Source organism: Flexilinea flocculi (assembly GCF_001192795.1).
In the GTDB taxonomy this organism is placed as follows: domain Bacteria; phylum Chloroflexota; class Anaerolineae; order Anaerolineales; family Anaerolineaceae; genus Flexilinea; species Flexilinea flocculi.
In genome coordinates this window covers 2,251,432-2,276,170 of the sequence record NZ_DF968181.1, presented here as the reverse complement: position 1 = coordinate 2,276,170, position 24,739 = coordinate 2,251,432, and the positions used below count along the sequence as shown (strand labels likewise).

Annotated in this window: 17 protein-coding genes; 4 read left to right on the top strand and 13 right to left on the bottom strand. The window is 40.5% G+C overall.

What is annotated here, in order from left to right; genetic code table 11:
• Positions 1 to 61: 61 nt before the first annotated feature.
• From ATC1_RS14390 to ATC1_RS14370, 5 genes are all read right to left on the bottom strand, one after another.
• A complete protein-coding gene (locus ATC1_RS14390; RefSeq protein ID WP_236688146.1) occupies positions 62 to 802 on the bottom strand; it encodes an amino acid ABC transporter ATP-binding protein in 741 nt (246 codons plus the stop codon).
• A gap of 1 nt (position 803) precedes the next feature.
• Positions 804 to 1,637: an amino acid ABC transporter permease gene (locus ATC1_RS14385; RefSeq protein WP_062283868.1), complete on the bottom strand. Its 834-nt coding sequence runs from the start codon at positions 1,635 to 1,637 to the stop codon at positions 804 to 806.
• Positions 1,638 to 1,851: 214 nt separating this feature from the next.
• On the bottom strand, positions 1,852 to 3,054 hold the full coding sequence (locus tag ATC1_RS14380; RefSeq protein ID WP_062283866.1) for a glycosyltransferase family 4 protein: 1,203 nt from the start codon (positions 3,052 to 3,054) through the stop codon (positions 1,852 to 1,854).
• 247 nt (positions 3,055 to 3,301) lie between these two features.
• Positions 3,302 to 5,230, bottom strand: coding sequence for an alginate lyase family protein (locus tag ATC1_RS14375; RefSeq protein WP_062283863.1), 1,929 nt, complete (start codon positions 5,228 to 5,230; stop codon positions 3,302 to 3,304).
• Between the two features lie 12 nt (positions 5,231 to 5,242).
• The gene (locus ATC1_RS14370; protein ID WP_062283860.1) at positions 5,243 to 7,426 is read right to left on the bottom strand and encodes a bi-domain-containing oxidoreductase; all 2,184 of its coding nucleotides are present in this window, start codon (positions 7,424 to 7,426) and stop codon (positions 5,243 to 5,245) included.
• A gap of 386 nt (positions 7,427 to 7,812) precedes the next feature.
• On the opposite strand from ATC1_RS14370, the gene ATC1_RS14365 reads away from it, so the two are divergent.
• From ATC1_RS14365 to ATC1_RS14355, 3 genes are all read left to right on the top strand, one after another.
• Positions 7,813 to 8,607, top strand: coding sequence for a YveK family protein (locus ATC1_RS14365; protein WP_062283857.1), 795 nt, complete (start codon positions 7,813 to 7,815; stop codon positions 8,605 to 8,607).
• 7 nt (positions 8,608 to 8,614) lie between these two features.
• The gene (locus ATC1_RS14360; RefSeq protein WP_062283854.1) at positions 8,615 to 10,084 is read left to right on the top strand and encodes an O-antigen ligase family protein; all 1,470 of its coding nucleotides are present in this window, start codon (positions 8,615 to 8,617) and stop codon (positions 10,082 to 10,084) included.
• A gap of 94 nt (positions 10,085 to 10,178) precedes the next feature.
• Entirely contained in the window at positions 10,179 to 12,095 is a 1,917-nt protein-coding gene (locus ATC1_RS14355; RefSeq protein WP_062283853.1) for a M6 family metallopeptidase, read from the top strand.
• A 158-nt stretch (positions 12,096 to 12,253) separates the two neighbouring features.
• Here ATC1_RS14355 and ATC1_RS14350 read toward each other — a convergent pair whose 3' ends face one another.
• From ATC1_RS14350 to ATC1_RS14325, 6 genes are all read right to left on the bottom strand, one after another.
• Positions 12,254 to 12,469, bottom strand: coding sequence for a YtxH domain-containing protein (locus tag ATC1_RS14350; RefSeq protein ID WP_062283850.1), 216 nt, complete (start codon positions 12,467 to 12,469; stop codon positions 12,254 to 12,256).
• A 260-nt stretch (positions 12,470 to 12,729) separates the two neighbouring features.
• Positions 12,730 to 13,749 (bottom strand): carbohydrate kinase family protein, encoded by a 1,020-nt coding sequence (locus ATC1_RS14345; RefSeq protein ID WP_062283849.1) that lies wholly within the window; start codon positions 13,747 to 13,749, stop codon positions 12,730 to 12,732.
• Positions 13,750 to 13,900: 151 nt separating this feature from the next.
• Positions 13,901 to 15,364, bottom strand: coding sequence for an IS5 family transposase (locus ATC1_RS14340; RefSeq protein WP_062277905.1), 1,464 nt, complete (start codon positions 15,362 to 15,364; stop codon positions 13,901 to 13,903).
• A gap of 164 nt (positions 15,365 to 15,528) precedes the next feature.
• On the bottom strand, positions 15,529 to 16,992 hold the full coding sequence (locus ATC1_RS14335) for an IS5 family transposase (RefSeq protein WP_062277905.1): 1,464 nt from the start codon (positions 16,990 to 16,992) through the stop codon (positions 15,529 to 15,531).
• A 479-nt stretch (positions 16,993 to 17,471) separates the two neighbouring features.
• Entirely contained in the window at positions 17,472 to 17,882 is a 411-nt protein-coding gene (locus ATC1_RS14330; protein ID WP_062283846.1) for a hypothetical protein, read from the bottom strand.
• A 147-nt stretch (positions 17,883 to 18,029) separates the two neighbouring features.
• The gene (locus tag ATC1_RS14325; RefSeq protein ID WP_062283843.1) at positions 18,030 to 19,925 is read right to left on the bottom strand and encodes a hypothetical protein; all 1,896 of its coding nucleotides are present in this window, start codon (positions 19,923 to 19,925) and stop codon (positions 18,030 to 18,032) included.
• Between the two features lie 433 nt (positions 19,926 to 20,358).
• On the opposite strand from ATC1_RS14325, the gene ATC1_RS14320 reads away from it, so the two are divergent.
• On the top strand, positions 20,359 to 21,894 hold the full coding sequence (locus ATC1_RS14320; protein ID WP_062283841.1) for a hypothetical protein: 1,536 nt from the start codon (positions 20,359 to 20,361) through the stop codon (positions 21,892 to 21,894).
• A 158-nt stretch (positions 21,895 to 22,052) separates the two neighbouring features.
• On the opposite strand, the gene ATC1_RS14315 is transcribed toward ATC1_RS14320, so the two are convergent.
• Positions 22,053 to 23,477, bottom strand: coding sequence for an MBOAT family O-acyltransferase (locus ATC1_RS14315; RefSeq protein ID WP_062283839.1), 1,425 nt, complete (start codon positions 23,475 to 23,477; stop codon positions 22,053 to 22,055).
• Positions 23,474 to 24,676: a hypothetical protein gene (locus ATC1_RS14310; protein ID WP_062283835.1), complete on the bottom strand. Its 1,203-nt coding sequence runs from the start codon at positions 24,674 to 24,676 to the stop codon at positions 23,474 to 23,476. Before ATC1_RS14310 ends, ATC1_RS14315 begins: the two co-directional genes overlap by 4 nt.
• Between the last annotated feature and the right edge of the window lie 63 nt (positions 24,677 to 24,739).

Below are 24,739 nucleotides of genomic sequence, written 5' to 3'. Positions count from 1 at the left end.
TGTAAGATATAAATAAAAAACCTCCGAAAATGACTTTTCGGAGTGTCTTTAGGTCAAAAATTTATAAAATTTTACTGAGAAAAACTTTCGTTCGTTCTTCTTTCGGATTTTGGAAAAGTTCGTCTTTTGGAGCTTCTTCAACGATTTTCCCTTCGTCCATCAGAATACAACGGTCAGCGGCAGCTCTGGCAAATCCCATTTCATGCGAGACGACTACCATGGTCATCCCTTCCTTTGCAAGTTGAATCATAACTTCCAGTACTTCCTGGATCATTTCCGGATCAAGCGCACTGGTGGGCTCATCGAACAGCATGATTTTTGGATTCATCGCGAGGGCACGGGCAATTGCTACCCGCTGTTGCTGTCCTCCGGAGAGTTGTGAGGGAAAAGATTCCGCTTTATCCGGAATTCCAACTTTGTCCAGAAGGATCATTGCATTTTTTAACGCTTCTTTTTCACTGCGTTTGCGTACAACTTCTTGTGCCAGCATGATATTTTTCAATACAGACAAATGAGGAAATAGGTTGAACTGCTGAAAAACCATCCCGACTTCCATGCGCAGCTTGTTGATGTCTTTGTGATTTACAACCGAAAGGCCGTTAACAATGATGTCTCCATAATCGATTTCTTCCAAATTGTTGATACTGCGGAGAAGTGTGGATTTACCGGAACCGGATGGCCCGATGATCATTACCACTTCCCCTTTGTAAATATCGAGCGATACGCCTCTCAATGCGTGAACATCGTTTCCGCTGAAGTATTTGTGAACATCTTTGATCTGAATGATTGGTGTTTCTTCCATGTTATTTCTCCATCTTCGTCTTCTTTTCAATGATTTTCACGATACGGGCTGAAATCAACGTCATCAGCAAATACAATAAGGCGATCATTGCCCATGTTTCGATGGGAAGGAATGTTTTTGACATAAATTCCCTGCCTCTGCGGGTCAAATCAGCGACAGCTACAACGGAAACCAAAGATGAATCTTTTAATAAAGAAATGAATTCATTACCAATTGCCGGCATAATCGTTCGATATGCCTGAGGAAGAATCACATATCGCATGGATTCCCATTTTGTCATGCCAAGTGAACGTGCAGCTTCCATCTGTCCTGCGGGAAGTGATTCGATTCCCGCTCTGACAATTTCAGCCATATAAGCAGCGTAGCAAAAAGAAATTCCGATGATTGCCATCATGACTGGATTTGCGAGGAAATTCTTCAAAGGTTCAATATTTAATGATTCCCCGATTTTTATAACGATTGCAGGAAATGCAAAATACCATACCAATAATTGAACTAACAATGGAACACCACGCACAAGCTCAATGTATAAAGAGGTCAACCCATATACTACTTTATGCTTCGAGACTCGCCCTAATCCTGCAATCAGTCCGAAAAACATAGTCAAGATAAAAGATATGACCGTTACCTCAAGTGTGACGAAAATTCCATCCTCGGTAAAGTTTATGATGCGTTGATATGGATCAGGTCTTAAAAATGTCAGCAGGATGATGAGCGCCAGGACCAGTACAACCAATCCCCACCAAGGATCGATTTTCGACAGCTCACCGACCTGCGGGAGGTTCATTTGCAGCCATTTATTATTGATGTCATTTTTTGATTTTTTTGAGATCATAAGCCTGTTGTGCCGATACTTTCAGAATCGATTTTTAAAAAAAGACTACTACAATAAAGTCAATTTTAGCACAGACTTCTTATCCGTTTTCAGGTGTTATGACCATTCTATTAATTTGAAATATGAAAAGAATTCATTGTTGTACATATGTTTTTACACACCGCGCAAAAACATATGTACAACAAAAACTTTCCTCTTCATGACGAAAACAAATTTATTTTTTCAACATCGTTTTCATGATGTTTTCAATCAAATTCGCCGCTCTTTCACGTGAAAAATCCTTACAGATGGCTTGATATCCGTTCATTCCCATTTCCCTGCATCGTTCCCGATCAGCAGCCATCGCAGTTACCGCATTTGCCAGTGCCTCGGCGTTTCCGGGTTCGATAAAAATACCGGCATCGTAGGTTTCGACAAGCTCCCGGATCACGCCGTCGATTTGAAGTAGGACCGGTTTTCCTGCTGCCATTGTGTCAAAAACTTTATTTGGATACGTTGTTTTAAATAATGGGATGGGTTTTAGTATCGCAAGCCCCATATCCGAAGCTGCCATCACATTCGCAATATTTTCTTTTGATACGGGTGGTGTGAAAATCACATTCTTTAATTTTTTTTGAGAAGCATTTTCCATCAATCTGGTTTTGTCTTTGCCACTGCCAACCAGCACAAATTTAATGTCTTGACGGTTGCGAAGCATATCCGCTGCATCCAGTACGATATCCAGATCATTGGCCGGACCGTGTGCTCCGCAATACATAACCACAAATGATTGGTCAAGATGGTATTCTTTGCGAAAGGTTTCTCCTTGATCCGATGAGCGGAACATTTCCGGGTCAGAGCCGTTTGCAACCAGAGCTGGAATCTTTCCACATTTTTTTTGGATGGAGGGGATAAACCCAGGTGAATTTACAATCAACCGATCCGCATGCAGATACAGGAATTTTTCAAGTTTTTTTGAAAAATAAATTAATAATGGATTTGTCAGAACGCCAAGTTCGATCGCAAAATCCGGCCAAAGATCGCGGATTTCAAATAAAAAACCGGCTTTTTTGCATTTGGCGCTGAGCCAGGCAGTCAATCCCTGAAATAGATTTGGTGAGGTTCCCCAGACGATATCTACATCCGGGACGGATAAAGCCTTGAAAAAAGAAGAAATCATGAAACTGAAAAATGCGCACAAACGCGAAAAAAAACCTTTATGCATTCCTTTACTGGTGTAACTGTAAAGAATGTTGATGCCATCGACTTTTGAGGCTTTTGCGGCGTTTTCTTTTTCTCCGGTCAAGTAACTGACCGGGCTTGTGATTACTGTAATCTGATGCCCTTTCGTAGCAAGATACCTGGCTATTTCAAAATGCCTGGTTCCTCCTGCATTTCCGGTAGTTGTAAAAGCCTGATGGATCAATAAAATATGCATTTTTTCTCGATTGATTCGAAAGTTCGACTTATATTTCGAATTATTTGTTTCAAAACCTTGCTTATGACGAATTTCATTTTATCACAACGATTTTGCTGAAATGATTGCATCGATCAGTTCGAAATATGGATTAACCTTTAGGATCAACAAGGAATCATTTCATATTTCGAATCATTGGGACGGATCTGAATCGGAAATACGTTGCGAATTGCTGGTTAAGCGTTCACATTTACTGAATTAATCCCGTTCATGGAAACCGCCATTCGGTTTGCAGGGTAAAGGGCGCTGGCGCTTTTCCCGTAATAATTAGGGACAATGCCGGTATTCGTTCGTCGTAAGTCCTTGAAAACCAGCCTGAAATAGCTTGTATGGCTTCCTGTTCAAACGAATCTTCCGTAGAGTATACGGGTTTCCCTGCCCGAATAAGACGTATTGTCAATGGTATTGCGGCATTTGTAACCGCGAGATTGAATTCCGGTGTGGCTAATTTCCATCCGGATTCGATCTTCTGTATCTGAAAGTCAAGATCCGGAAGCAGCCAATGAAGTCGGAAATGAAAATCACCCGCTTTTCGTGAGGACGAAATTGGAATGATACGATCTGTGATCATCCAGCCTTCATCTCTTTCAAGCGTACGGGTGTGTTTCAATCCAATTTTTTGATATGCAAAGTGTTCTGCCTCTGCAGATGAAGCTGTTTTCTTAAGGATTCGTGCCTGGTCCCAGTCCAGCCAAAGGAATTTTCCCGCATCGTCCATCGGTTCAATTTGATTGATTAATAATGAATTATGGACAAACGCTGTTTTCAGTCCATTATTCCAAGGCGGAGCGCTGTTATAACGATACGTTCCGGCATCGAGTGCGAGATATCTCCCATTATGGAAAATATGAATATTCAATTGGTCATCATGCGCTGGACGGCTTTGAAACCCGGATACCTGCAGCAAAGCCCAATCGTGATCATCCCCGATTCGTAGGATCGTATCGTCAAGATAGGATCGGGACTCGGTGCAGGGGAAAATTGAACTGGTTGGGAGCGGGCGATCGATAAACCAGTTATACAATTCATCCCACGGTCCGACAGGAAATACGGTTTGTGCCAGAAATAACTTGCTGAGAGCCTGTAATACTGGACGAAAATCCTGATATTCACCGCCCAAAGGGAATAGATTCGATCCATCATTATGACCAATATTACAAACGCTTCCGCTGATGTGATCTGTGTGTTTAATGAGCCATGTGATCGATCGGCCGATTTTCTGATGGAGGTTTTCAGGCCATTCGATTCTTTTCAAAGAGAGCAATTGATTGACCCAAAGGACCAGTTCCAACATCAAGCGATGATAATTCGGACTATATTGAATGTAAGCACCATCAGGTAAAATTTGATGGTTTAATGCATTTTGGAATTCCCTCCAGCCTAAACGGAACCAATATTCCGATTGTCTTGCTGCCGGCAGAACACACGCGGCAGTCATAAGACCGGCTGCATCGCTTAACCAATGATTATTGTTTTGCGATCGCGCGTACCTTAAAGTTGAAGGGATGCGGCAGGCATGTTCGTAAATCATTTTTGATAAAATCGCAAGATTTTTATTGTCCGATGGAGACGATTTCAGAAAAACACTGGCGCAGAAGGACAACGTGATGATGCGCATAGCCGATTCCTGCGCAGAAAACCAGTTCTCTCCAAAATATGCAGGATTCTGATCATTGAAATGCTGAATTTGTGTCCAAAAATAATCCTGGTAAACCGGATTTTTTGAAATCATCCATGCGCGAACAAGAGAATACATCCATGAGAAACGAGCTGGTTCCCAAATCAGTTTGATATCTTCATTTTGTCCAGGATGAATTTTCGTCCAGTGAAGTGAGGGGTTTTCAGGTTTAAGACTGAGAACTTCACTCACGTTTTTCATAAAAGGGAAAAAACGTCCATTAAGGATCTTTTGTGCAGTTTCTTCGATGCGATTTGAATCAGCCAGTAAAAAAGGCAGAACTTGATCGGATACAGGAACATTCAACGGTCGAAATCTGCCAATTTCATTACTGGTAAATTTGGGCGCTGCTTTTTTATAGGCACCAAGCCGCAGCCGGACAATGTAAATAAAATAATTCCGAATTTGAAACGGTTTCAGCGATTGCAGCGTTTTTCGGAGATGAGCGATTTTTTGCATGTGCGGATGGGACTATTCTTCATGACCATTGAAAGAACTCAGGTTGGGTATCGAAATCACATCGTTTTCCTGAATGGATTTGACAGCCGCAAAACTCGCCAATGAAGTGTAGAAAAGGTCTTCCATCGGTATTGGCCACTTGGATCCTTCCAGGATGGCATTGATGAACATTTGCAAGGATGCCGAATGCCCTTTATCTTGTCGCAGGATGGATTTTATCTGATGATGATTTCCTTTGTCCCACGTCTCAAGCGTTCGGAAATCGTTCAAAACTGCGATTTTTCCACCTCCAAAGACTTCAAATCGTTCTTTGGGATAAGATTTGTCGCCATTTGCCAGGTAACTGATAGTTCCGATGGACCCATTATCAAATTTTATCTGTAGACTCACATTGTCCTGGTTATAACGTCCATTATCCGGTAATGCAATCGAATAGACGCTGGTTGGATGCGATCGGGAAATAAATTGCAGCATGTCAATAAAATGACAACATTCTCCGATGATTCTGCGCCCGCCAATTGCAGGATCCTGTGTCCAGTGGTTGGGCTGAATATATCCGGCGTTGATTGTATAATGCATGGCGACCGGCTCTGGACAATCTGAAAAGAATTCGTATAATTTCTTTCCCATCGGAGAAAAACGTCGATTATATCCAACGGTTAAAATAGGTTCTGAATGGATTTGAATGGCTTGATAAATACATTCAAGTTCTTCGATGGTTAATGCCAGCGGTTTCTCGCAATAAACATTTTTTCCGTTTTGAATTGCTCGCAGAACTTGAGAACCATGCAGATGATGCCGAGTCAGCAGCGCAACCGTGTTGACGGCCGGATCGTCCAGGATTGCATTACCGGAGGTATCCACTTTTTCAAAACCGAATTTGTCGGCGGCATGCCGTGCGCTGCTTCCGCTGCCGGATGCGATGCTAAGCAAACAGAACGGTTTTGTACATTTCTTGAGCGCAGGTAAGAAAGTGGCTGTTGCATAATTTCCGGCGCCCAGCACACCGATTGTGATGGCAAGTGGATGATTTCTGTGGGAGAGTTGAATTGGTTTATTCTGTTGATACGCTTCAGTGTTATTTTGATATTCCAGCAAAACGCCGAGAAAGCGTTCACCTGTTTTGCCGGTGATCAGTTCATATGCTTTTTGACCATCTTCGATCGGAATTCGATGTGTGATCAATTTTTTGACATTCATTTTCCCGGAGGCGATTAAGTCAATAAAACTCTCCATGTTACGGCCTTCTGTCCATCGGACGAAACCGAGCGGATAATCGTGTCCTTTTTCTTCGTATTCTGTGTCATACCGGCCGGGTCCGTAAGAGCGTGAGACGCGGAAATTGATTTCTTTTTCATAATAAAGTTTACGGGGTATATCCAGCCCGACTGCGCCTATGGCAATCACATTCCCGCGGTCACGGCACAACTGTCCGGCTAGTTCGATTGAATCATTGTCTTTACTTCCAGCGCAGATCAGAACATGATCGAATCCGCGGCTTTTTGTAAAGGGATTGGAGAGCGATTCAATTTCTGTTCGTAAACAGGCATTTGCTCCTAATTCTTTGGCAAGTTTAACGCGATCCTGAGAAATATCGAGCCCTAAAACATGACAGCCTGCTGCCAGTGCAACCTGGATGGTCATCAATCCCAATAAACCTAACCCGATTACTAAGACCGTGTCGTTCAACTGCGGTGCTGCCAAACGGAAACCGTGGATGGCAACAGAACCTAATGTGGCAAAAGCTGCTTCTTCAAAATGGACTTCTGCAGGGATCTTGACAAGCAGATTCTTGGGAATAGTGCAATATTCCGCATGAACAGCATATTTTCCGCCTCCGCATGCTACCCGGTCTCCAACCTGAAATCCCGTCATGCCATCACCCAAAGCAATGATCGTTCCGGAGGATGAATAACCGGGGTATAGCGGTTGATCCAGACGATGAAATGCACTTTCAAGCGTGGTCAGCGCTCCTTCTCGTTTGGCTTTGTCAAGAACCTGTTTTACTAAATCCGGCCTTGATGCTGCTTTTTCGAAAATATTTTTCTCAGCAAATTCGACGAGCATTTTTTCTGTACCGGCTGAAACCAGCGAATATGCTGTCTGAACCAATGCCATTCCTTGGGCGGGACGGGGTATTGGGATGTCTTTTACTTCTGTAGTGCCATTTTTCATGTTTTGCAGGAGTTGTTTCATTATTTCTCCTTATAAGCAATTCGAAAAACTGACAATCCGTCGATTCATGAGAAAAAGTCTATTCGCTTTTTTTTGAATTCCTGTCTTATTATCCATGATTCGGGTTATGAGGAATTTTCTCGATTGATTCGATTGTCTTGTCAATATTTCGAATAGCTTTCTCCTTATAGATCCATTAGAAATATTCATTATTATACTTTATGCACGATGAAAGTTTTTTCTCAGTAATCTGCAATGATTCGAAATATGGGGAGTGTTGTTTTTGCGTGAAGCGTAAAAACAACACTTCAATAGGTTATCTCGATGGATTCGAAAGGTTGGTCAATATTTCGACTTGCCGGATTATTAGAGAAAAAAAGGCATTACTCATTTATAATATTTTTACAATGAAAACTTACGCTGAAATTCTCATATACCATTGGCGAAAGTGTGCGATTCTGATGATCATCGGAGGAATTGCAGGATTTTTGCTGTTTTATATTCTTCCGCATGCTTATAGTGCTTCTGTCTATTTGACGACTGCTATTGATCATAATCGTACAGGTTCGCTGGACGAACTGGAAGAAGACCGGATGCTGGGTATTGCAGAAGATATCATCAACTCTGATTTTGTGTTGCAATCCGTCTGTAATCATTCGGAGGCATGTTCAGTGGAAAATTTTCGAAAAGATGCTCGAATCCAACGGACGATTGATTACTGGTCTCTGACCGTCAGCAATGATGACGCAGTAATGGCTGTTACACAAGCCCGTTTATGGCTGGAGACAGCCTATGAGGCTTTGGCAGAAAGCCAGAACCATGCGAGACAGGCAGAAATGCTCGAAATACGATCAGCCGGATTGGAGTCCTGTATTCAGGATTCTGTGAACGGCATCCCTCCTGTCGTCTGTGATGAACCGGATTTTGAAACGCTGTTGAACCAATTACAGAAAACCGCAGAAGAAACCACTCAGGAACGGCTGCTTTCTCATGGAATTTCCTCAGCGATTTTATTTGGACCGATGAATCTGGATCATATCGATTTAAGACAAAACGGATCTTCCCACGGCTTCTTGACATTCTTCGGTTCAACGATCGGATTGTTTTTGTTCCTTTTCAGTATTTTCTTTTTAAATGAATCTTCGGCGAAATTACAAAGCCCTGGTGTGGATCAATCAGAGCTGTCAGATTCGGAAATCTGATGATCGTATGACGAAAATGAGCTTGAGACGAAACATTTTTCGGATCGTGGAATCCAGGTTATGGTACGGAATTTTTTTCGCATTCTTTTTTTTGCTTCCGATCACATCAATGCCGCTGGTTGTGAAACTGGTGCATTCCGATGTTGTTGCCGCACCATCAGGTCTTTTGTTGGTGATAATTCTGTTTTTCTATGTTTTTCCGCGGCTTCTATCTGGTAATTATCTGTCTGAAAATGCGATTCCGCTGATTTGTTTTATAATCATCAGCCTGATTGCCACGTTGATTTCATTTTTTTATGCAATTCCGGATTATAAAAACGCAAGTGTATATTCTGCTTCGATTTCTGCAGTCCTTACTTTGTTGGTTGGATTCGGATTCTATCTGGCGTCTTCGCTTTGGGTTCAGGATGAAAGCAGACTGCGTTTCACATTGCGCGTTTTCAATTGGAGCGGTTTTATTGTTCTCCTGTGGACATTTTTACAGGCTGTTTTCTGGTATTCCAGTTATCGCTACCCGAATTGGATGAAGGAGATTCATTTTTTTCTTTCGATCGGTCCTTTATACCGGCAGCGTTTTGTCGGATTTGCACTGGAACCATCCTGGCTGGCGCATCAGTTAAATTTACTGTATCTGCCATTGTGGTTTGCATCGACGATTACTGGCTTTACTTCACACCGCCGGCGCTTTGGATGGCTGACTTTTGAAAGATTCCTGTTCCTGTTCGGCATGGGGATTTTATATTTGACGCTTTCACGTGTCGGTTTGGTTGCATTCTTGTTGACAGTGACCTTTTTTGTATTCTCATCTCTTTGGCGAAGACGTTCCCGATTGCTGCGAAAATACAGAAGCAATACAATCTCAATACTGATTATTTTGATGATTATTTTACTGATTCTGGCGTTCCTTGTGTTTTTAGGTTGGACGCTCAGCAAATTGGATTACCGAATGGCCAATTTGTTTCAGCTTGATTTGCGTGGAAGAAGTGATCCGCTGATGTATCTTGCTGAAAAACTAAGTCTGGCGGCACGCTTTGTGTATTGGGATAGCGGTTTCAAAATATTTAATCAATTTCCGCTCCTGGGGATTGGTTTAGGACATGCAGGTTTTTATATGCCGAATACCTTGAGCGCTTATGCATTGAAACTGGTTGAAGTACGCGATTTATTGTTTCGGACAGAAACGTTATTAAATATCAAAAGCCTCTGGATTCGAATCCTGGCTGAAACCGGAATATTTGGATTTTCATTTTTTTTCACATGGATTCTGAATGTCTGGATCAAAGCGAAAATGATGACGCAGCATAATTCCCGGTTAATTCAAACGATCGGTTGGATGGGCTGTTTTGTTCTGATTGCTTTTCTTTTGGAGGGTTTCAGTCTGGATACTTTTGCATTGCCTTATCTGTGGACCAGTACCGGAATTATCAGCAGTGTAAAATCTCCACTGTCGTCTAATTCTGTGAAGGCGAAGATATGATTTGTAATATGAGTCAGCGATTTAGAGAATTTTCCAAATTTTTCAAATCGCTGAAAACTGAGGGATAGGATTCTGTTTTGAATCGAGGCGACTTGTGAAGCATTCGTTGATCATAACCAGTCTGTGTCTGGTAATACTTTCCTCAAATTTATTAACGAAATCTAAAGTCGATTCAAAAGAATATGACCAATATTTGGCAGATCAAATGCTGTCTGTTTTACAGAAGACAGAAGTTGAACCGTCAGATCGTGTACAGATTGCCCGTAGGTTCGGTTTGGTTAGCAGCATACCGGAGGAAATCTCTGCACCTCCGGTTTGGAAGACCGGGATGGAACGTTCCTTTTGGGTTATCAATACCGATACCAGCGAGACGCTCGAAACAGAAGCGATTATTCAATTTATAGGCGGACATATTGTCTGCTGGGTGGAACGGGAAGCGCTCGCATGGATTACTGAGGATTTTTATTCAGAGTTGGAAAAATTTGATAAAGAACTATATCCATTTGAGCATGCGGTCTTTGGCAGCGAATTATCACCGGGTGTTGATAATGATCCCTATATTCATGTGTTATTTACCGGAAAAACCGGCGCTAATATTCTTGGTTATTTTTCTTCCAGAGATGAGGATCCTGCCTGGGCGTCAGCGCATTCCAATGCGATGGAATTATTTATTCTGAATACGAGCCTGATGAAAAATGACGTTTTCCATATCTCGAACACGTTGACTCATGAATATCAGCATATGATCCATTTCGCTTACGATCAAAATGAGGGTTCAGCGATTGATGAAGGTTTATCCGGTTTGGCAGAATATTTGCTCAATACACGCGTCAATACAATTTATGAACAATTGTATCTTTCCAATCCGGATAAATCATTGACCATTTGGCCTGTGAAAGATTCCGGAATTCCTTATTATGGCGGATCTTTTTTATTTTTCAAATATATGACTGACCGGTTGGGACTGGACTTCATTCAAAAAGTAGTTCAGCAGCCGGAGAATAACCTGGATGGACTGGATGCGGCTTTAACCGAGTACCACGGAGCGAAGGAAGCGCTGACCGCTGATGATCTGTTTACAGATTGGATCGTGACCAATTTGGCGTATCTGATCGGGCATCCATATGCAAATTACCGTTACACCGATTATGAGCCACCGATTTCGGCTCAATCGGATGTGATACATTCGCTCGATTGCAGCAACGGGGTTTTATCGTCGGAAGTTATGCAATACGGTGTCGATTATTATCAGATGATTTGTCCCGACGGGAATTATCAGATTGAGTTTTCAGGAAACGAATTTGTATCAATAACAAACCGAAAACCGATCAGTGGAAATTATTCCTGGTGGACCAATGCCGTCAATAATTCGGAAACAAGTCTGCAGCGTGATTTCGATTTTCAATCGATCAAATTGGGAGAAGATATCATATTGGAATATGATATCGATTATTCTTTAGAAGAACAATTTGATTTTATGTATGTGTCTTTTTCAGAAGACGGTGGTTTATCCTGGGAAAACTTTCCGACACTCCTGGGCTCTGATCGGAATCAGTCAGGGTTTAATTTAGGCTGGGGTTATACGGGAAACAGCAACGGAATCCGCCATGAACAGATCGACTTGTCTGCTTTTGCGGGGAAGAAAGTATCCATACGATTTGATTACATCACGGATCAGGCGCTCGTTGCTGACGGTGCTCTGATTGATAATATTCGGGTTGACGCGGTCAATTTCTATGATGATGCCGAATCGGATCAAGGGTATTGGAAGTCATCCGGATTCTTGCGATTATATAATCAGGTACCGCAGCCCTTTGTGAATATATTTCTCAGGCGTTCCGGTGATTCTTACACTACGGAAATTGCACGGATTGATCACAGCGGCTCCACCGTGTATCACTGTAATTTTAACGATGTAGAAACTAACGCATGTTATTTCGGCGTCAGCGCTATGAATCGATATGCTTCGCAAAATGCTGATTATTCCATGAAAATCACGCGATTAGAATAACCTGATTCAATCATTATCCCCCAAAAAAGAGCCGCCAAATATTAAATTGATTTCGCGTTCCGAAATTTGGAAAAGACGCAGACCTCTTGATTTTTTTTGATAATTTATCGAAAGTTCCTCGTTTATTTGAAACCTTGAATCGAAGGAATACTTGGAGACTAATTGGAAGGATTTCGCCGTTTTTCTAAATCTTTTTCCATTTCTTCACGATATTCCTGAGCAGCTCGATTGAATTCGACCAATATGTCCTGCGATTTCTTTTGAATTTCATCCAGCCATTCGCTACCTTTTTCAGGAGCGGCTAAAATCGTGATTACTACACCGGCAATTCCGCCTATGAGGACACCTGTTAAAAAATTACTGATTCTTTTCATCTTCCCTCCAAAGGATACTGATCGAATTATTTTCATAATTCATATGTGAAAAAACGTTCAATTCTTAAAAAAAAGACACATCTTCAATGATAAATTATAAATTTTTTTGTTTCGTTAACAGTATACGGATTTTTGTCGAAAAAGGGTCAAATTACAGCAATTCGAAATATAGACTTAATACTTGCATCAATCGGGAAAAAATGATAACAATATCAGAATTTTACTCTCTGTAATCAGTTTTGTGGCTTCGTTTCTGAACATCATTCAATGACCAAATATTGTTTCATGGATTCGATTCTTGCTTCTGTCAATCCCGGGAATACATCCATGGAGTAGTAGGGATTATTCCCTTCAAAAACAAATGAAGCTGCCACATTCCCGTAAACCAGCGCCAAAGCCGGATCATATGTCTCGTTCAATCCTGCAATAAATCCACCGCAGAAAGCAGAACTGATTCCCACTAAATTGATGATCTTTGTTGAATAAGCTTTTAACCGAACACGTTGGCGATGAATTTTATCCAACAGAAGGTTTTCATGGTTTTCTTTCATAACAACCACCAGGTCAATGCCCCATCCGGCAATTTCATCAGCCATCTGCCACAGATCATCGATTCGTTTCTCAAAAAAAAGGCGTCTGATTTTAGATTCTGATGTGATAAATGCAGTAATGCCATGTACTAAATTGGGCAGATATTTATAAAAAGACGGCACCATATAACCATCGCCGGCTTCCATGGTGATTATTTTTTGTCCATGCTGTAAAAAATGCTGGGTAATTAAATTATGTGTCAGAAAATCCATCGGACAAAAGTGGATGCATCTGGAATCCAGATAATCGCTTGGAATGTCCCTGGCGATGATTGTTTGAATGCTTCTTTCCGTAAGACTGTCATCATGAAAAACAGGCGCAGAATAACCTAATAATTCTTTGGGAAAATCCAATCCTTCTTCAGCGTAATGGGCAAGAGGCTGTTGATTCGATTTTTCTCCATGATCGCTGAAGCTGATAAAGAATCTTTGATCCAGCGGCAGATTCGTTTGTTTAATACCGCGAGTATCCATTCCCAACTGCCGCAATTTCTCAAGCCATTCACTGGGATATCGTGTGCCGATTCTGGAAACCAGCCCAATTTGTTTTTCCCAATGATATAATCCCGCAGCAGCGTAAAAAAGGTGCCCGCCTTGAATGTCATTCAGCGGTTTGCCGCCTGGCGCAATAATGAAATCTCTTGTAAGGGAACCGACCAAAATATATGGAAGGTAAGGGAATTCCGACATGATTCAGATGAGTTTTTTTAGAATCTCAACGACTGCCAAACCTACTTTAGCGGTATCTTTTGAATTAAATTGAATCATCTCATGTTTTGATTCTGCTCTTTGTATCTTGATATAAGCCATAATTAATCCTGTAAATAGGGGTTGTTCCATATTATGCAAGTTGTGGAATAGCCCCATTTTTTCTTCCAAAATTAATGAAAATATTGAACTTGCACAGGATTAAAATCCAATCTAAAAATTGCGACAAAAAATCTCTTAGCCTTTTAGCTAAGTTCAGAACTACAAAATACAGAGCAATCATGACCTTGCATGTATGTTCAGTCTTTCCTTTGATACAATCCATTCCATAGAACCGTTTCCCTTCACCAAATTTGCCTTCAACAGCATTCCGTTTTCTGGAATCCATTTGGGCAATTTTTCTTTCCGCTTTCTCCTGATTGACCTGTTTTCTGCCAAGTTTTGGCCCACTCAGTCGTATTCCTAATTCAGCACATTTTCGCCGGTTTTCTTTTGTTCGATAGATTTGATCTGCCAGAACAGCTTCCGGATAATGCCCCGTGCGAAGTTTATACGCTTCTATCTGTGACCAAAGGTCTTCACTTTCATTGTAGGAATCGAATTGGACGCGATCCAAATATGAATACCCATCAATTACGCTGATCGATATCTTTGCTCCGAATTCTGTTTTATTTTTTGCTTTTCCCCGGACAATCGGACGAATGTATGGCTGTGAAATGCTGACAATCCGGTTTTCGACATTATGCTTTTTTGCGCGATACATTTCCTCCTGTTGTTGATATACCAGACGAGTTGTCTCCAATTCCCTTTTTTGTTTCTCACTCAATAATTCAATTAAACCCGGCTCTTTTTCCAGCATCTGATCGATAGTTTTGAAATTCCTCCTGACATAGCCGATTTGTGCTTTTATTGCATTTCGGATCGCTCTTTGACTTGGATTCCGGTTCTTTGCAAACATCAAATACTTTTTTCGGGCAGTTTTTCGATAAGTCCTTGGTTTCTTTTTCCGTTCGCTGCTTCCAGCATACATGATGTCGATGATTTTTTCCTGCTTTTCCCTTCCTTCATTCAATAGATCGGTATCTTTCGGATATCGTATATCGGAGGGTACGCAAGTTGCATCAATTATCAGTTCGCCCTTGTTGTCACCTTTTCTCTCATCATCGCTCTTTTTTCCAGCCGTATTTGAATTTTCTCCGGGACGTCCGATTTCCTCAATCAGTCCCATAATCATCCCCAGATCGATCCTGTCTCGCCATTTGCTCAACATACTGTAACTGAATGGCAGCTCAAATTCAAACCTTTCCAACCCGATAAAGTATTGTAAGTACGGACTTTCCACAATTGCTTCTATCGTTTTCCGATCTGACAAATCCATCATTCGCTGGATTATCAACGTCCCCAATCCCATTCTTACCGGATGCGCTGTGTGCCGGGATTTCTCAGAAAATTGTTTGGCATATTCTTTTTCAAAACTATCCCATGGGATGATTTCTGCTAATCTTACCCATCGGTTTTCCGGATTTAAATTCCGATCGAATTGATACCACTGAGCGGTTTTACACAAATCTTGCTGTTGATTCTTTCGCAGATACATCGGCTTTTCTTTCTGATTGATGCAAGGTTTTTTGGTTCTTTTTGCTTTTTTCCGTGCACTAATTGTATCAGAAAGATCCTTTTTTATCCAATTTTACTCGTAGTTTTATGCCATCCTTAACAAATATTTCCTTTAGGAACAACCCCNNTAGGGGTTGTTCCATATTATGCAAGTTGTGGAATAGCCCCATTTTTTCTTCCAAAATTAATGAAAATATTGAACTTGCACAGGATTAAAATCCAATCTAAAAATTGCGACAAAAAATCTCTTAGCCTTTTAGCTAAGTTCAGAACTACAAAATACAGAGCAATCATGACCTTGCATGTATGTTCAGTCTTTCCTTTGATACAATCCATTCCATAGAACCGTTTCCCTTCACCAAATTTGCCTTCAACAGCATTCCGTTTTCTGGAATCCATTTGGGCAATTTTTCTTTCCGCTTTCTCCTGATTGACCTGTTTTCTGCCAAGTTTTGGCCCACTCAGTCGTATTCCTAATTCAGCACATTTTCGCCGGTTTTCTTTTGTTCGATAGATTTGATCTGCCAGAACAGCTTCCGGATAATGCCCCGTGCGAAGTTTATACGCTTCTATCTGTGACCAAAGGTCTTCACTTTCATTGTAGGAATCGAATTGGACGCGATCCAAATATGAATACCCATCAATTACGCTGATCGATATCTTTGCTCCGAATTCTGTTTTATTTTTTGCTTTTCCCCGGACAATCGGACGAATGTATGGCTGTGAAATGCTGACAATCCGGTTTTCGACATTATGCTTTTTTGCGCGATACATTTCCTCCTGTTGTTGATATACCAGACGAGTTGTCTCCAATTCCCTTTTTTGTTTCTCACTCAATAATTCAATTAAACCCGGCTCTTTTTCCAGCATCTGATCGATAGTTTTGAAATTCCTCCTGACATAGCCGATTTGTGCTTTTATTGCATTTCGGATCGCTCTTTGACTTGGATTCCGGTTCTTTGCAAACATCAAATACTTTTTTCGGGCAGTTTTTCGATAAGTCCTTGGTTTCTTTTTCCGTTCGCTGCTTCCAGCATACATGATGTCGATGATTTTTTCCTGCTTTTCCCTTCCTTCATTCAATAGATCGGTATCTTTCGGATATCGTATATCGGAGGGTACGCAAGTTGCATCAATTATCAGTTCGCCCTTGTTGTCACCTTTTCTCTCATCATCGCTCTTTTTTCCAGCCGTATTTGAATTTTCTCCGGGACGTCCGATTTCCTCAATCAGTCCCATAATCATCCCCAGATCGATCCTGTCTCGCCATTTGCTCAACATACTGTAACTGAATGGCAGCTCAAATTCAAACCTTTCCAACCCGATAAAGTATTGTAAGTACGGACTTTCCACAATTGCTTCTATCGTTTTCCGATCTGACAAATCCATCATTCGCTGGATTATCAACGTCCCCAATCCCATTCTTACCGGATGCGCTGTGTGCCGGGATTTCTCAGAAAATTGTTTGGCATATTCTTTTTCAAAACTATCCCATGGGATGATTTCTGCTAATCTTACCCATCGGTTTTCCGGATTTAAATTCCGATCGAATTGATACCACTGAGCGGTTTTACACAAATCTTGCTGTTGATTCTTTCGCAGATACATCGGCTTTTCTTTCTGATTGATGCAAGGTTTTTTGGTTCTTTTTGCTTTTTTCCGTGCACTAATTGTATCAGAAAGATCCTTTTTTATCCAATTTTACTCGTAGTTTTATGCCATCCTTAACAAATATTTCCTTTAGGAACAACCCCTAAATAATCCGATACCTGCTCCTAAAAGCAACGTTTTTAATTTCCAGTTTTTGTTTTCCATAATAACCTCAGCGAAACATTTTTATTGACGGAAGCAGAAAATCCCGATTCATTTTTTTCATCCGATAATTTGAAATATAGACTTGTTATTCGAATCAATCGGGAAAAACTTGTTGTTGTGTAATTTTTGCACTTCGCACAAAAACATCACAACAACAAAGAATCCTGCCCATATTTCGAATTCATGCTTGTTATTTCATAGCGAAAAAAAAGTATTCTTTTTTATTTTCTTTATTCGTAAGCTTGGTTCAAATAAAGAACTGCTGATTTCTGCTATTCGTGTTTGTCGGATTTCTTTCGATCCAGGATTGATTTTAAAGCAAAACTCCAGGATTTTACTTTAATCATCGGTTCATACGACTTTTTAAGAATATCGTCGACGATTTGATTTAATGACTCAATTTTTCCCTGTTGCGGATCAGTGATTTCAGGTATTTTTTTTATCCAATCGGCTGTTTTGCTAATTCCGTTCATCAGCATAAAGATCAAAATCAGTTCTGCCAGAATTAAAATCACGATCAGGATGAAAATGGTGAAGTCCGAAATTTTTTTAACCGTTTCAGGGCTATTCACGCTAAGAAAAATTAACAATCCAATCAAGAGAAGAATAATGATTGCTATCAGAATAGCCGGTAAAATAATTTGTTTTTTCACCTGCTGGCGATGAAGCTTTTTCCTATCCACCTTACTCCTTTTTCCCTGATTCGGATTCAAATTCTTTTTTCTTTGAGTGTATTAATTCTAACATGGCATCAGCAATTCGAAATTTTTAAATAATACAACAACCTGTTGTGTATCTCAATTCGAAAAGCTTGTTCCTATTTCGAATTGTTAACCTGGGATCAGCCATCTGGCTGCTCTGATGCATCCATAATAGGCAGCGATGCAAATTGGGACAACAACAATACAGGCATATTGTTCCCATTTTGTTCCCCAGAGAAACATAAAAATCATGCCAAAGAGAAACCAGTAAATGTATATTCTCTGTTTTTTAAAGAGGTCTTTTGCTCCGATACAGGCAAGCAGAAAAATCAGTTCATCACAAGAAAACAGAAAGTTTTGCGGTGCTTTGGCAAGCGGGCTCTTTTCAAAGTATCTGCCGGATTGGTGAGCGACAGATCGCGTAACCCATGCCAGTGGCTGCCAGAAAGGATATATATCTCCGGCTTTTGTCTGATATTGTTCATGAAAAGATAACATCATTTTTATTCTTTCTACCGGCGTGTACCACAGCGATGGATTGAATACATAGAAAGATGCTAACGAACAAAAAGCCATACATATCATCGATAAAGCCAAAAATCTCCAACGAGTCTTTTTCTGAAAAAAAGTTTCAATTGTGATGATCAGCATCGGGAAAGCAATCACGCAATAAATGATTTTGCAGGCTGCTGTCATTCCTAAAAAAAGTGACGAAAAAGCAAGAGATTTTAAGGACTTTTTTCTTTGTTCTTTTTTTATCAGGTCAATGAATTGATTGAAAAACCAGATGCTCAAAAATGAAAATAACATCGGTAAAGCTTCCAATCTTGCCTGTGCGCCATATTCTGCTGCCAGAGAATCGATGATCAGGAAAAATGCTGCAAGCGGATGGATCAGGAGACATACTGCCTGGATCAGCCAGATACTAAAAACTGCGCTGACCATCCTGCCTGTAAAAATGGTGTAATCTTCTTTTCCGAGGTTTGCATTATTGATGTTATTCCAACCAAATCGTGCATAATAAGCTCTGCCATCCATGGATGCGGGAATTGCAAATGTCAATTTGACGAAAGCAGGATGCTCATGGTTATACAAAATTGTGGGGATTTCCAATGCTTTGAATGACAAGATTTTTTCTGAATAGCGCATTGCAGCACGCGAGTAAGTGCCCTCATCCCAGCCTAACGGGAAATGATACACACTGATTACCCGATAAAAAATTGTGAATACCGTTAACACTGTAAATAATATCTTGAATTTTTTTGACCTTGTATGTACAAAAATCCATAGAATCAGTTGAATGAGCCATAAAAACAAGAAAAGGGGAATAACGACTGACAGAAGGTTAAAAAAGAAATTCGCTTTCTCGTAGTTTTCTGTTGAAATTCCAAAATCATGCACGATTCTTTTCGAAACCGGAGCGTCTAATTTGGCATTCAGATCAACAACCTCAGTGATCCCATCTCCCCAGTCAATTTCCACAACACCGGCTTTTTTACCTGACAAGAAAAAGAGCTCTGCGATTCTGCCAGTTTTTCCCTGAAAAAAGAGCGTTGCTTGTTCGTTCATGTCACGTAAAAAAAGCTCATCATTCTGCCGCTGCCAACTCCCGGATTGCAAGAAATCTGAAAATGAGATACCGCGATATCCATTATTCAATGACAAAAAGCGGATTCCGACGTCCCCGCTGCCAAATGAGGCATCAAGAATTTTTATTGAAATATTCCGGGATTTGAGGAGAATTTCTTTTTGGGGGAGACTGAGATGGAATAATCCGGTAAGAACTGGAGAAATGCAGATTGACAAGACAAAAAAAAGGACAATCGTTTTTTTCGGAATAATACATATCTTTTTTAACAGGCAGTAAATGCCCGCAGATAATAGCGCTCCAATCAAAAACCCAGCTATGAGCAGAAGCGCTTTTTTTGGCGAGAGGTTATTCCCCGGCATTAATTGGAACAAGGTTAATGCGATGGAAAAACCAGTGATCATCATAATAAATAAAATGGGGAGATGCTTTTTCATATGGCAAAATTATAATGGTTTTCCTTGTTATAATTACTTCAAAAACAGCAATTCGAAATGGAGAAGATCTTTTATTGTTGTAATGTTTGCACGCTTTACGCAAAAACATCACAACAATAAATTTTCTCTTTTTATTCGAAAGGTCAATCCATATTTCGAATTACTACCTCAAAAATAATTTGATTTATGAGGAAACAGTGTCTGAAAAACCAATAATATAAAATATGGACTTATTATTCGAATAAATTGAGAAAAACAATAGTTGTATTTTATTTTACGTGTAGCACAATAACAACTTAGCAATCAATAATTTTTTCTCAAATTCATATTGCTGCAGAATAAAAACAAAATCCTGAATAAATCAATTATTTCGCAATCATTGTTTTTTGGCTGAGCGATTTGCAGAACATAATTTCATGAGTGAGTGATTTCGATGGCGGAAAAAAATTCAAATAATTCACAAAAAAAAACAACTGGCGGAAATCAGTCCAATTATCCGAATTTTCCTTACAACAATTTTAATCCAAATTTTCCCTCGAACAGGGGACAAGAAAATTATTCGGCAGCGCAGCAGAATTACTTTAACCCTGTAAATAGACCACCATCCGTTCCTCCATCGAATATGCCGACCGGGGATCCTCATTTTTGGCAGACGCAAAATCAGCCGCCTGTTACTCCACCTCCTGACAAAAAAAAGAAGTTGAAGAAAACTGTTCACAGAGACTGGGAAGATTTTTTCGGCAGAATTTTTACGGGTATCTTGATTTCATTTGTTCTGGTTTATATGGGATGGCTTTATGCTCCCCGTATTCGGAATTCCATGACATTTTGGCCGACAAAAACACCAACTCCGATAACGCCAATGCCTACTCAGATCTTCACGCCAACGGTAACACCGTTGGCGACTAACACACCGACGCTTGTCCCCACTGCGACTCCTGGGCCGCTTTCGAATTATTGGATATCTGACGGAATGCAGGTGGATCCGCAGATCCCCGATGCGCCTGATGGCGTAATTGTACTCAGCGTGGATAAAAGCGCCGAAGTGAATCCTTCATTGGACAGTGGTTTATGGACAAGCTCCAAAAAAATCGCCGCTGATTTAGGAAAGACGACTTACGATGGTAACTGGTACGCCACATACAGTAGCGGATGGGTTCATTGGTTCATGGATCAGCCGTTAAGAGAAGGTCTGTATGAAATTTACACGATGGATACGGTGTACAGTTCAGGTGGCACATTGGATTTCAGTGTAAAACTGGGTGAACAAATTCTGCCGCCGTTGACGGGTTCTCAGCGTGTAAACTACATGACCAGTCAGTATGAACCGCAACAATCTACGGATGTTTGGCGAAGTTTAGGTATGTATTACATCAATCCGTCCAGAGAAATCCTCACTGTGACAACATCCTGGGAAGACCGTGACGAATATTCGATTGTAGCTGTGGATCGATTGGTAATTGTTCCACGCAGAGCTGCCAATTTGTCGCTGCTCAGCAAGCTGAATGTATCCGGAACCAAATATGTCTTTGATGATTTACAGGCTGAGATTGTGGCAGGTGATTATCGAATTACGCTGAAAGATGAGGAAAGCTGGGATGATTCTTATCAGCTCATCATGAATCCGAAAATGAAAATCTCAATGGTTTATACATTCAAGGATTGCTGGCCGATTGGTAATTATCAGCTTTATGCCTGGATGCCCGCCAACAAAGGTGGTATCAGCGCGTCTGTGAAGCTTTATTCTGATAATACGGTTTTATTGTCTGATACCGGTGAAGAAGCGGTCAGTGTGACAGCTCCTGCTTCTCAGGAAGGATCCTGGATTTCGATTGGTTCCTGGACAACTGATCGGTATTACGAACGGGATCGAAAATTTAAACTGGCTTTTGAAATACCCGCGGATTCAGCAGGTGAGTTCCCGATTGATGCGATCGCACTCGTTCATACGGCCTTTTCGGAACAATAATTCGGATAGATAAATTGGATCATTTCCTGTGTTTCGAAATAAGAATTGACTTTTTGAATCAATCATGAAAATTTGTTGTTCTTATGAGTTTGTGTTTAGCGCAAACTCATAAGAACAACAATGAACTCTTTTCATATTATGCTATGTTGTGACTGAACTTAAAACTTGCCATAAATAAAAGGCTGAAAATCTCCTGCAATTGTGCAACTGATGGTAAAGATTAATAAGATGATTGCGAAGAAATCACTGAGAATTGCGATGGCGTGGGCTGCAGCCGGATGTCGCTGGATCTGTTGCTTGGAAAGCTTACTTTTCATTAACGGATAAACAGGTGCGGAAAAAAGGATTGCAGTAATCAAAATAAAGAGTCTATAACGATCGACCCAAAACAAGACTTGTGCAGGATTCAAGGCTGAAAAAGAAAATAGGTGAGAGATATACTGCAATGCGTCGTTCAAACTGTCGGAACGGAAAATTGTCCATCCGATAAGAATCAGCATAATTGTATAAAAATGCTGCATCCAACGGGGTAATTTTTCAAGGATTTTCTGAAAGCCGGCTTTTTCAATAACGATAAAGAATCCATGAAATAATCCCCAGAAAATGAACGTCCAATTTGCTCCATGCCATAATCCCGTCGCGATGAAGACAATAAGCAAATTCCGGTATGTACGAAAAGCTCCAGTTCGATTTCCTCCAAGCGGAATATAAAGATAATCTCTGAACCAGCTTGAAAGCGAAATATGCCATCGGCGCCAAAATTCCTGAATACTCTTTGATATATAGGGATAATTGAAATTTTCCTTGAAATGGAAACCAAGCATCTCGGAAATTCCTAAAGCCATATCAGAATAACCTGAAAAATCGTAATACAGTTGAAGCGAATAGCACAAAATTCCAAGCCATGCGACGGCGCAGCTTGCTGCCGCTCCGCCGCCGAAGGCATGATCGGCAACTTCTCCCAGTGTGCTTGCCACCAGAATTTTTTTTGAAAATCCGAAAACAAATCGCTTGATTCCGTGATAGATTTGCGCAAATTGGATCTCTCGGCCTTCAAACTGCGGCGCAATATCGCTGTAGGTGACAATCGGACCTGAAATTACCGTTGGAAACAACATGGTATACAACAGCAAGTAATGAAAATGCGGCTGGAAGGCAATTTTTCCGCGATATAAATCGATCAGATAGGTACCCAATTTGAATACCGCAAAAGACAAGCCCAGCGGCATCATCAGCGATTGTTGTTGCGGCAGATTCCAATGGAACAGTGCGTTTATGTTGGAAGCTGCAAACGGCAGATATTTGTACAAAAACAAGACGCCGAAATTAATGCATAATCCAATCGCAAGAAAAAATCCCGATCTTTTTTTTCCAGATTGATTTCCTATAGCGAAGCCGATTATGTAATTGATCAAAACCAGTACGATTAAAACAATGGCAAATTGAATTCCACTGAAAGCATAAAATATCAATGAAAGGACAAGCAACAAGCAGTTCTTCTGTTTTAAACCAGGCAGAATTATATACAGAATGATAGCAAGCGGAAAAAAGATGAATAGAAAAATGCTGGAAGTGAGGCTCACTGTGATCTCCTGCAATCCTGGTCTGACGGAATACCGTTTTGTTCAATATACGTTTTCATCCGGCTGATAAATCCGAAACTCATATTGTTGGCTGCGAATTGATTCACTTCAAAGATGAAAACGTCATTGTCCAGATTCCCTCCGATGCTGATGTCTTCAATTCGATCCACAATTCGCTCACCGTCACAATCGGAAACAATTTTGTTTTCAGCATAAGAATAGCGATCCACGATATTGCTGTTTTGGAATAAATAACGCAGAGGACCCTGAAAACTTCCTCCCTGTATAAAAACACGTGGAGCCTTTTGTGTATTCTCCAAATTGATCAGGGCGACATCATAATAGCGGTCATTTTCATATTCTTGCCATGAAAATTGATCCACAAGGTTCAGAACATTAAAAATATCCCTGTCCGGGTGAATCGGTTTTTTTGTCAGCGTGAAAATTGGTTTTACTTTTCGAAATTTGATATCGGATATTTTGTTTATTTCTTCAATCATCGCAATGCCGGCTGTTATCCCGGCTGCCCATGTGTAATGCGTTCCAGATCTTGGGAATAACGTAACGTCCAACGGATTTTCATGAAAAAATTTTACGCTGTCAAAATAACGTATCCCGTATTGATCAAACAATTGCAATAGTACATCGCAAAAGCGTTCCCTGTCTGTCATTGGTGCATTTTTTTCAAACGCATCCGGAAAATTGGATTCTGTAAAAGATGCCTTGCTGGGAGTATAAAAAACATAACTGATTTTTCCAGCTTCATCCAATTTATCCTGAATATACTTCAGATCCCGCACAATCTGTTCCATATTTTTCAGCGTATCGTCATAATTGTTATCGATTCTGGTATAGCCTAAATATTCCTGCAGATACCAGGGTTCATATAATTCAAAATTTTTACCAACGACGACATTGGGATTAGATGATTTATTGAATATTGTCCAATAGATTTGATTGCGAAATTTGATATAAATTGCCCGAAATGGTATATTTTCTTTCATCCAGGCTTCAGCGGAGGATGCTGTCGTTCCATCAAGCAATCCTTTAATCGATAGAACAGGCTTCTCTGCTGAATTGGAAATTCCATTTAAATACGGTTTCAGTTCGATCCCGATACATCTCAAGAACCATCCGGATAGGATAATCAGTAATATCAAGATCTCAAATAGTCTATGCTTTTGATCAAGGTCTTTCATACGAAATCTGGTCACCGAACTAAAAAAATAGATGTATTATTTATGATTATTGTGTTGTTTTGA

Bases quoted from the DNA above. Each gene is read 5' to 3' on its own strand.
- ATC1_RS14310 (WP_062283835.1), bottom strand. From the start codon at position 24,676: ATGAAAGACCTTGATCAAAAGCATAGACTATTTGAGATCTTGATATTA.
- ATC1_RS14335 (WP_062277905.1), bottom strand. From the start codon at position 16,992: ATGTATCTGCGAAAGAATCAACAGCAAGATTTGTGTAAAACCGCTCAG.
- ATC1_RS14320 (WP_062283841.1), top strand. From the start codon at position 20,359: ATGGCGGAAAAAAATTCAAATAATTCACAAAAAAAAACAACTGGCGGA.
- ATC1_RS14350 (WP_062283850.1), bottom strand. From the start codon at position 12,469: ATGAAAAGAATCAGTAATTTTTTAACAGGTGTCCTCATAGGCGGAATT.
- ATC1_RS14325 (WP_062283843.1), bottom strand. From the start codon at position 19,925: ATGAAAAAGCATCTCCCCATTTTATTTATTATGATGATCACTGGTTTT.
- ATC1_RS14340 (WP_062277905.1), bottom strand. From the start codon at position 15,364: ATGTATCTGCGAAAGAATCAACAGCAAGATTTGTGTAAAACCGCTCAG.
- ATC1_RS14360 (WP_062283854.1), top strand. From the start codon at position 8,615: ATGACGAAAATGAGCTTGAGACGAAACATTTTTCGGATCGTGGAATCC.
- ATC1_RS14375 (WP_062283863.1), bottom strand. From the start codon at position 5,230: ATGCAAAAAATCGCTCATCTCCGAAAAACGCTGCAATCGCTGAAACCG.
- ATC1_RS14370 (WP_062283860.1), bottom strand. From the start codon at position 7,426: ATGAAACAACTCCTGCAAAACATGAAAAATGGCACTACAGAAGTAAAA.
- ATC1_RS14390 (WP_236688146.1), bottom strand. From the start codon at position 802: ATGGAAGAAACACCAATCATTCAGATCAAAGATGTTCACAAATACTTC.
- ATC1_RS14365 (WP_062283857.1), top strand. From the start codon at position 7,813: ATGAAAACTTACGCTGAAATTCTCATATACCATTGGCGAAAGTGTGCG.
- ATC1_RS14380 (WP_062283866.1), bottom strand. From the start codon at position 3,054: ATGCATATTTTATTGATCCATCAGGCTTTTACAACTACCGGAAATGCA.
- ATC1_RS14345 (WP_062283849.1), bottom strand. From the start codon at position 13,749: ATGTCGGAATTCCCTTACCTTCCATATATTTTGGTCGGTTCCCTTACA.
- ATC1_RS14385 (WP_062283868.1), bottom strand. From the start codon at position 1,637: ATGATCTCAAAAAAATCAAAAAATGACATCAATAATAAATGGCTGCAA.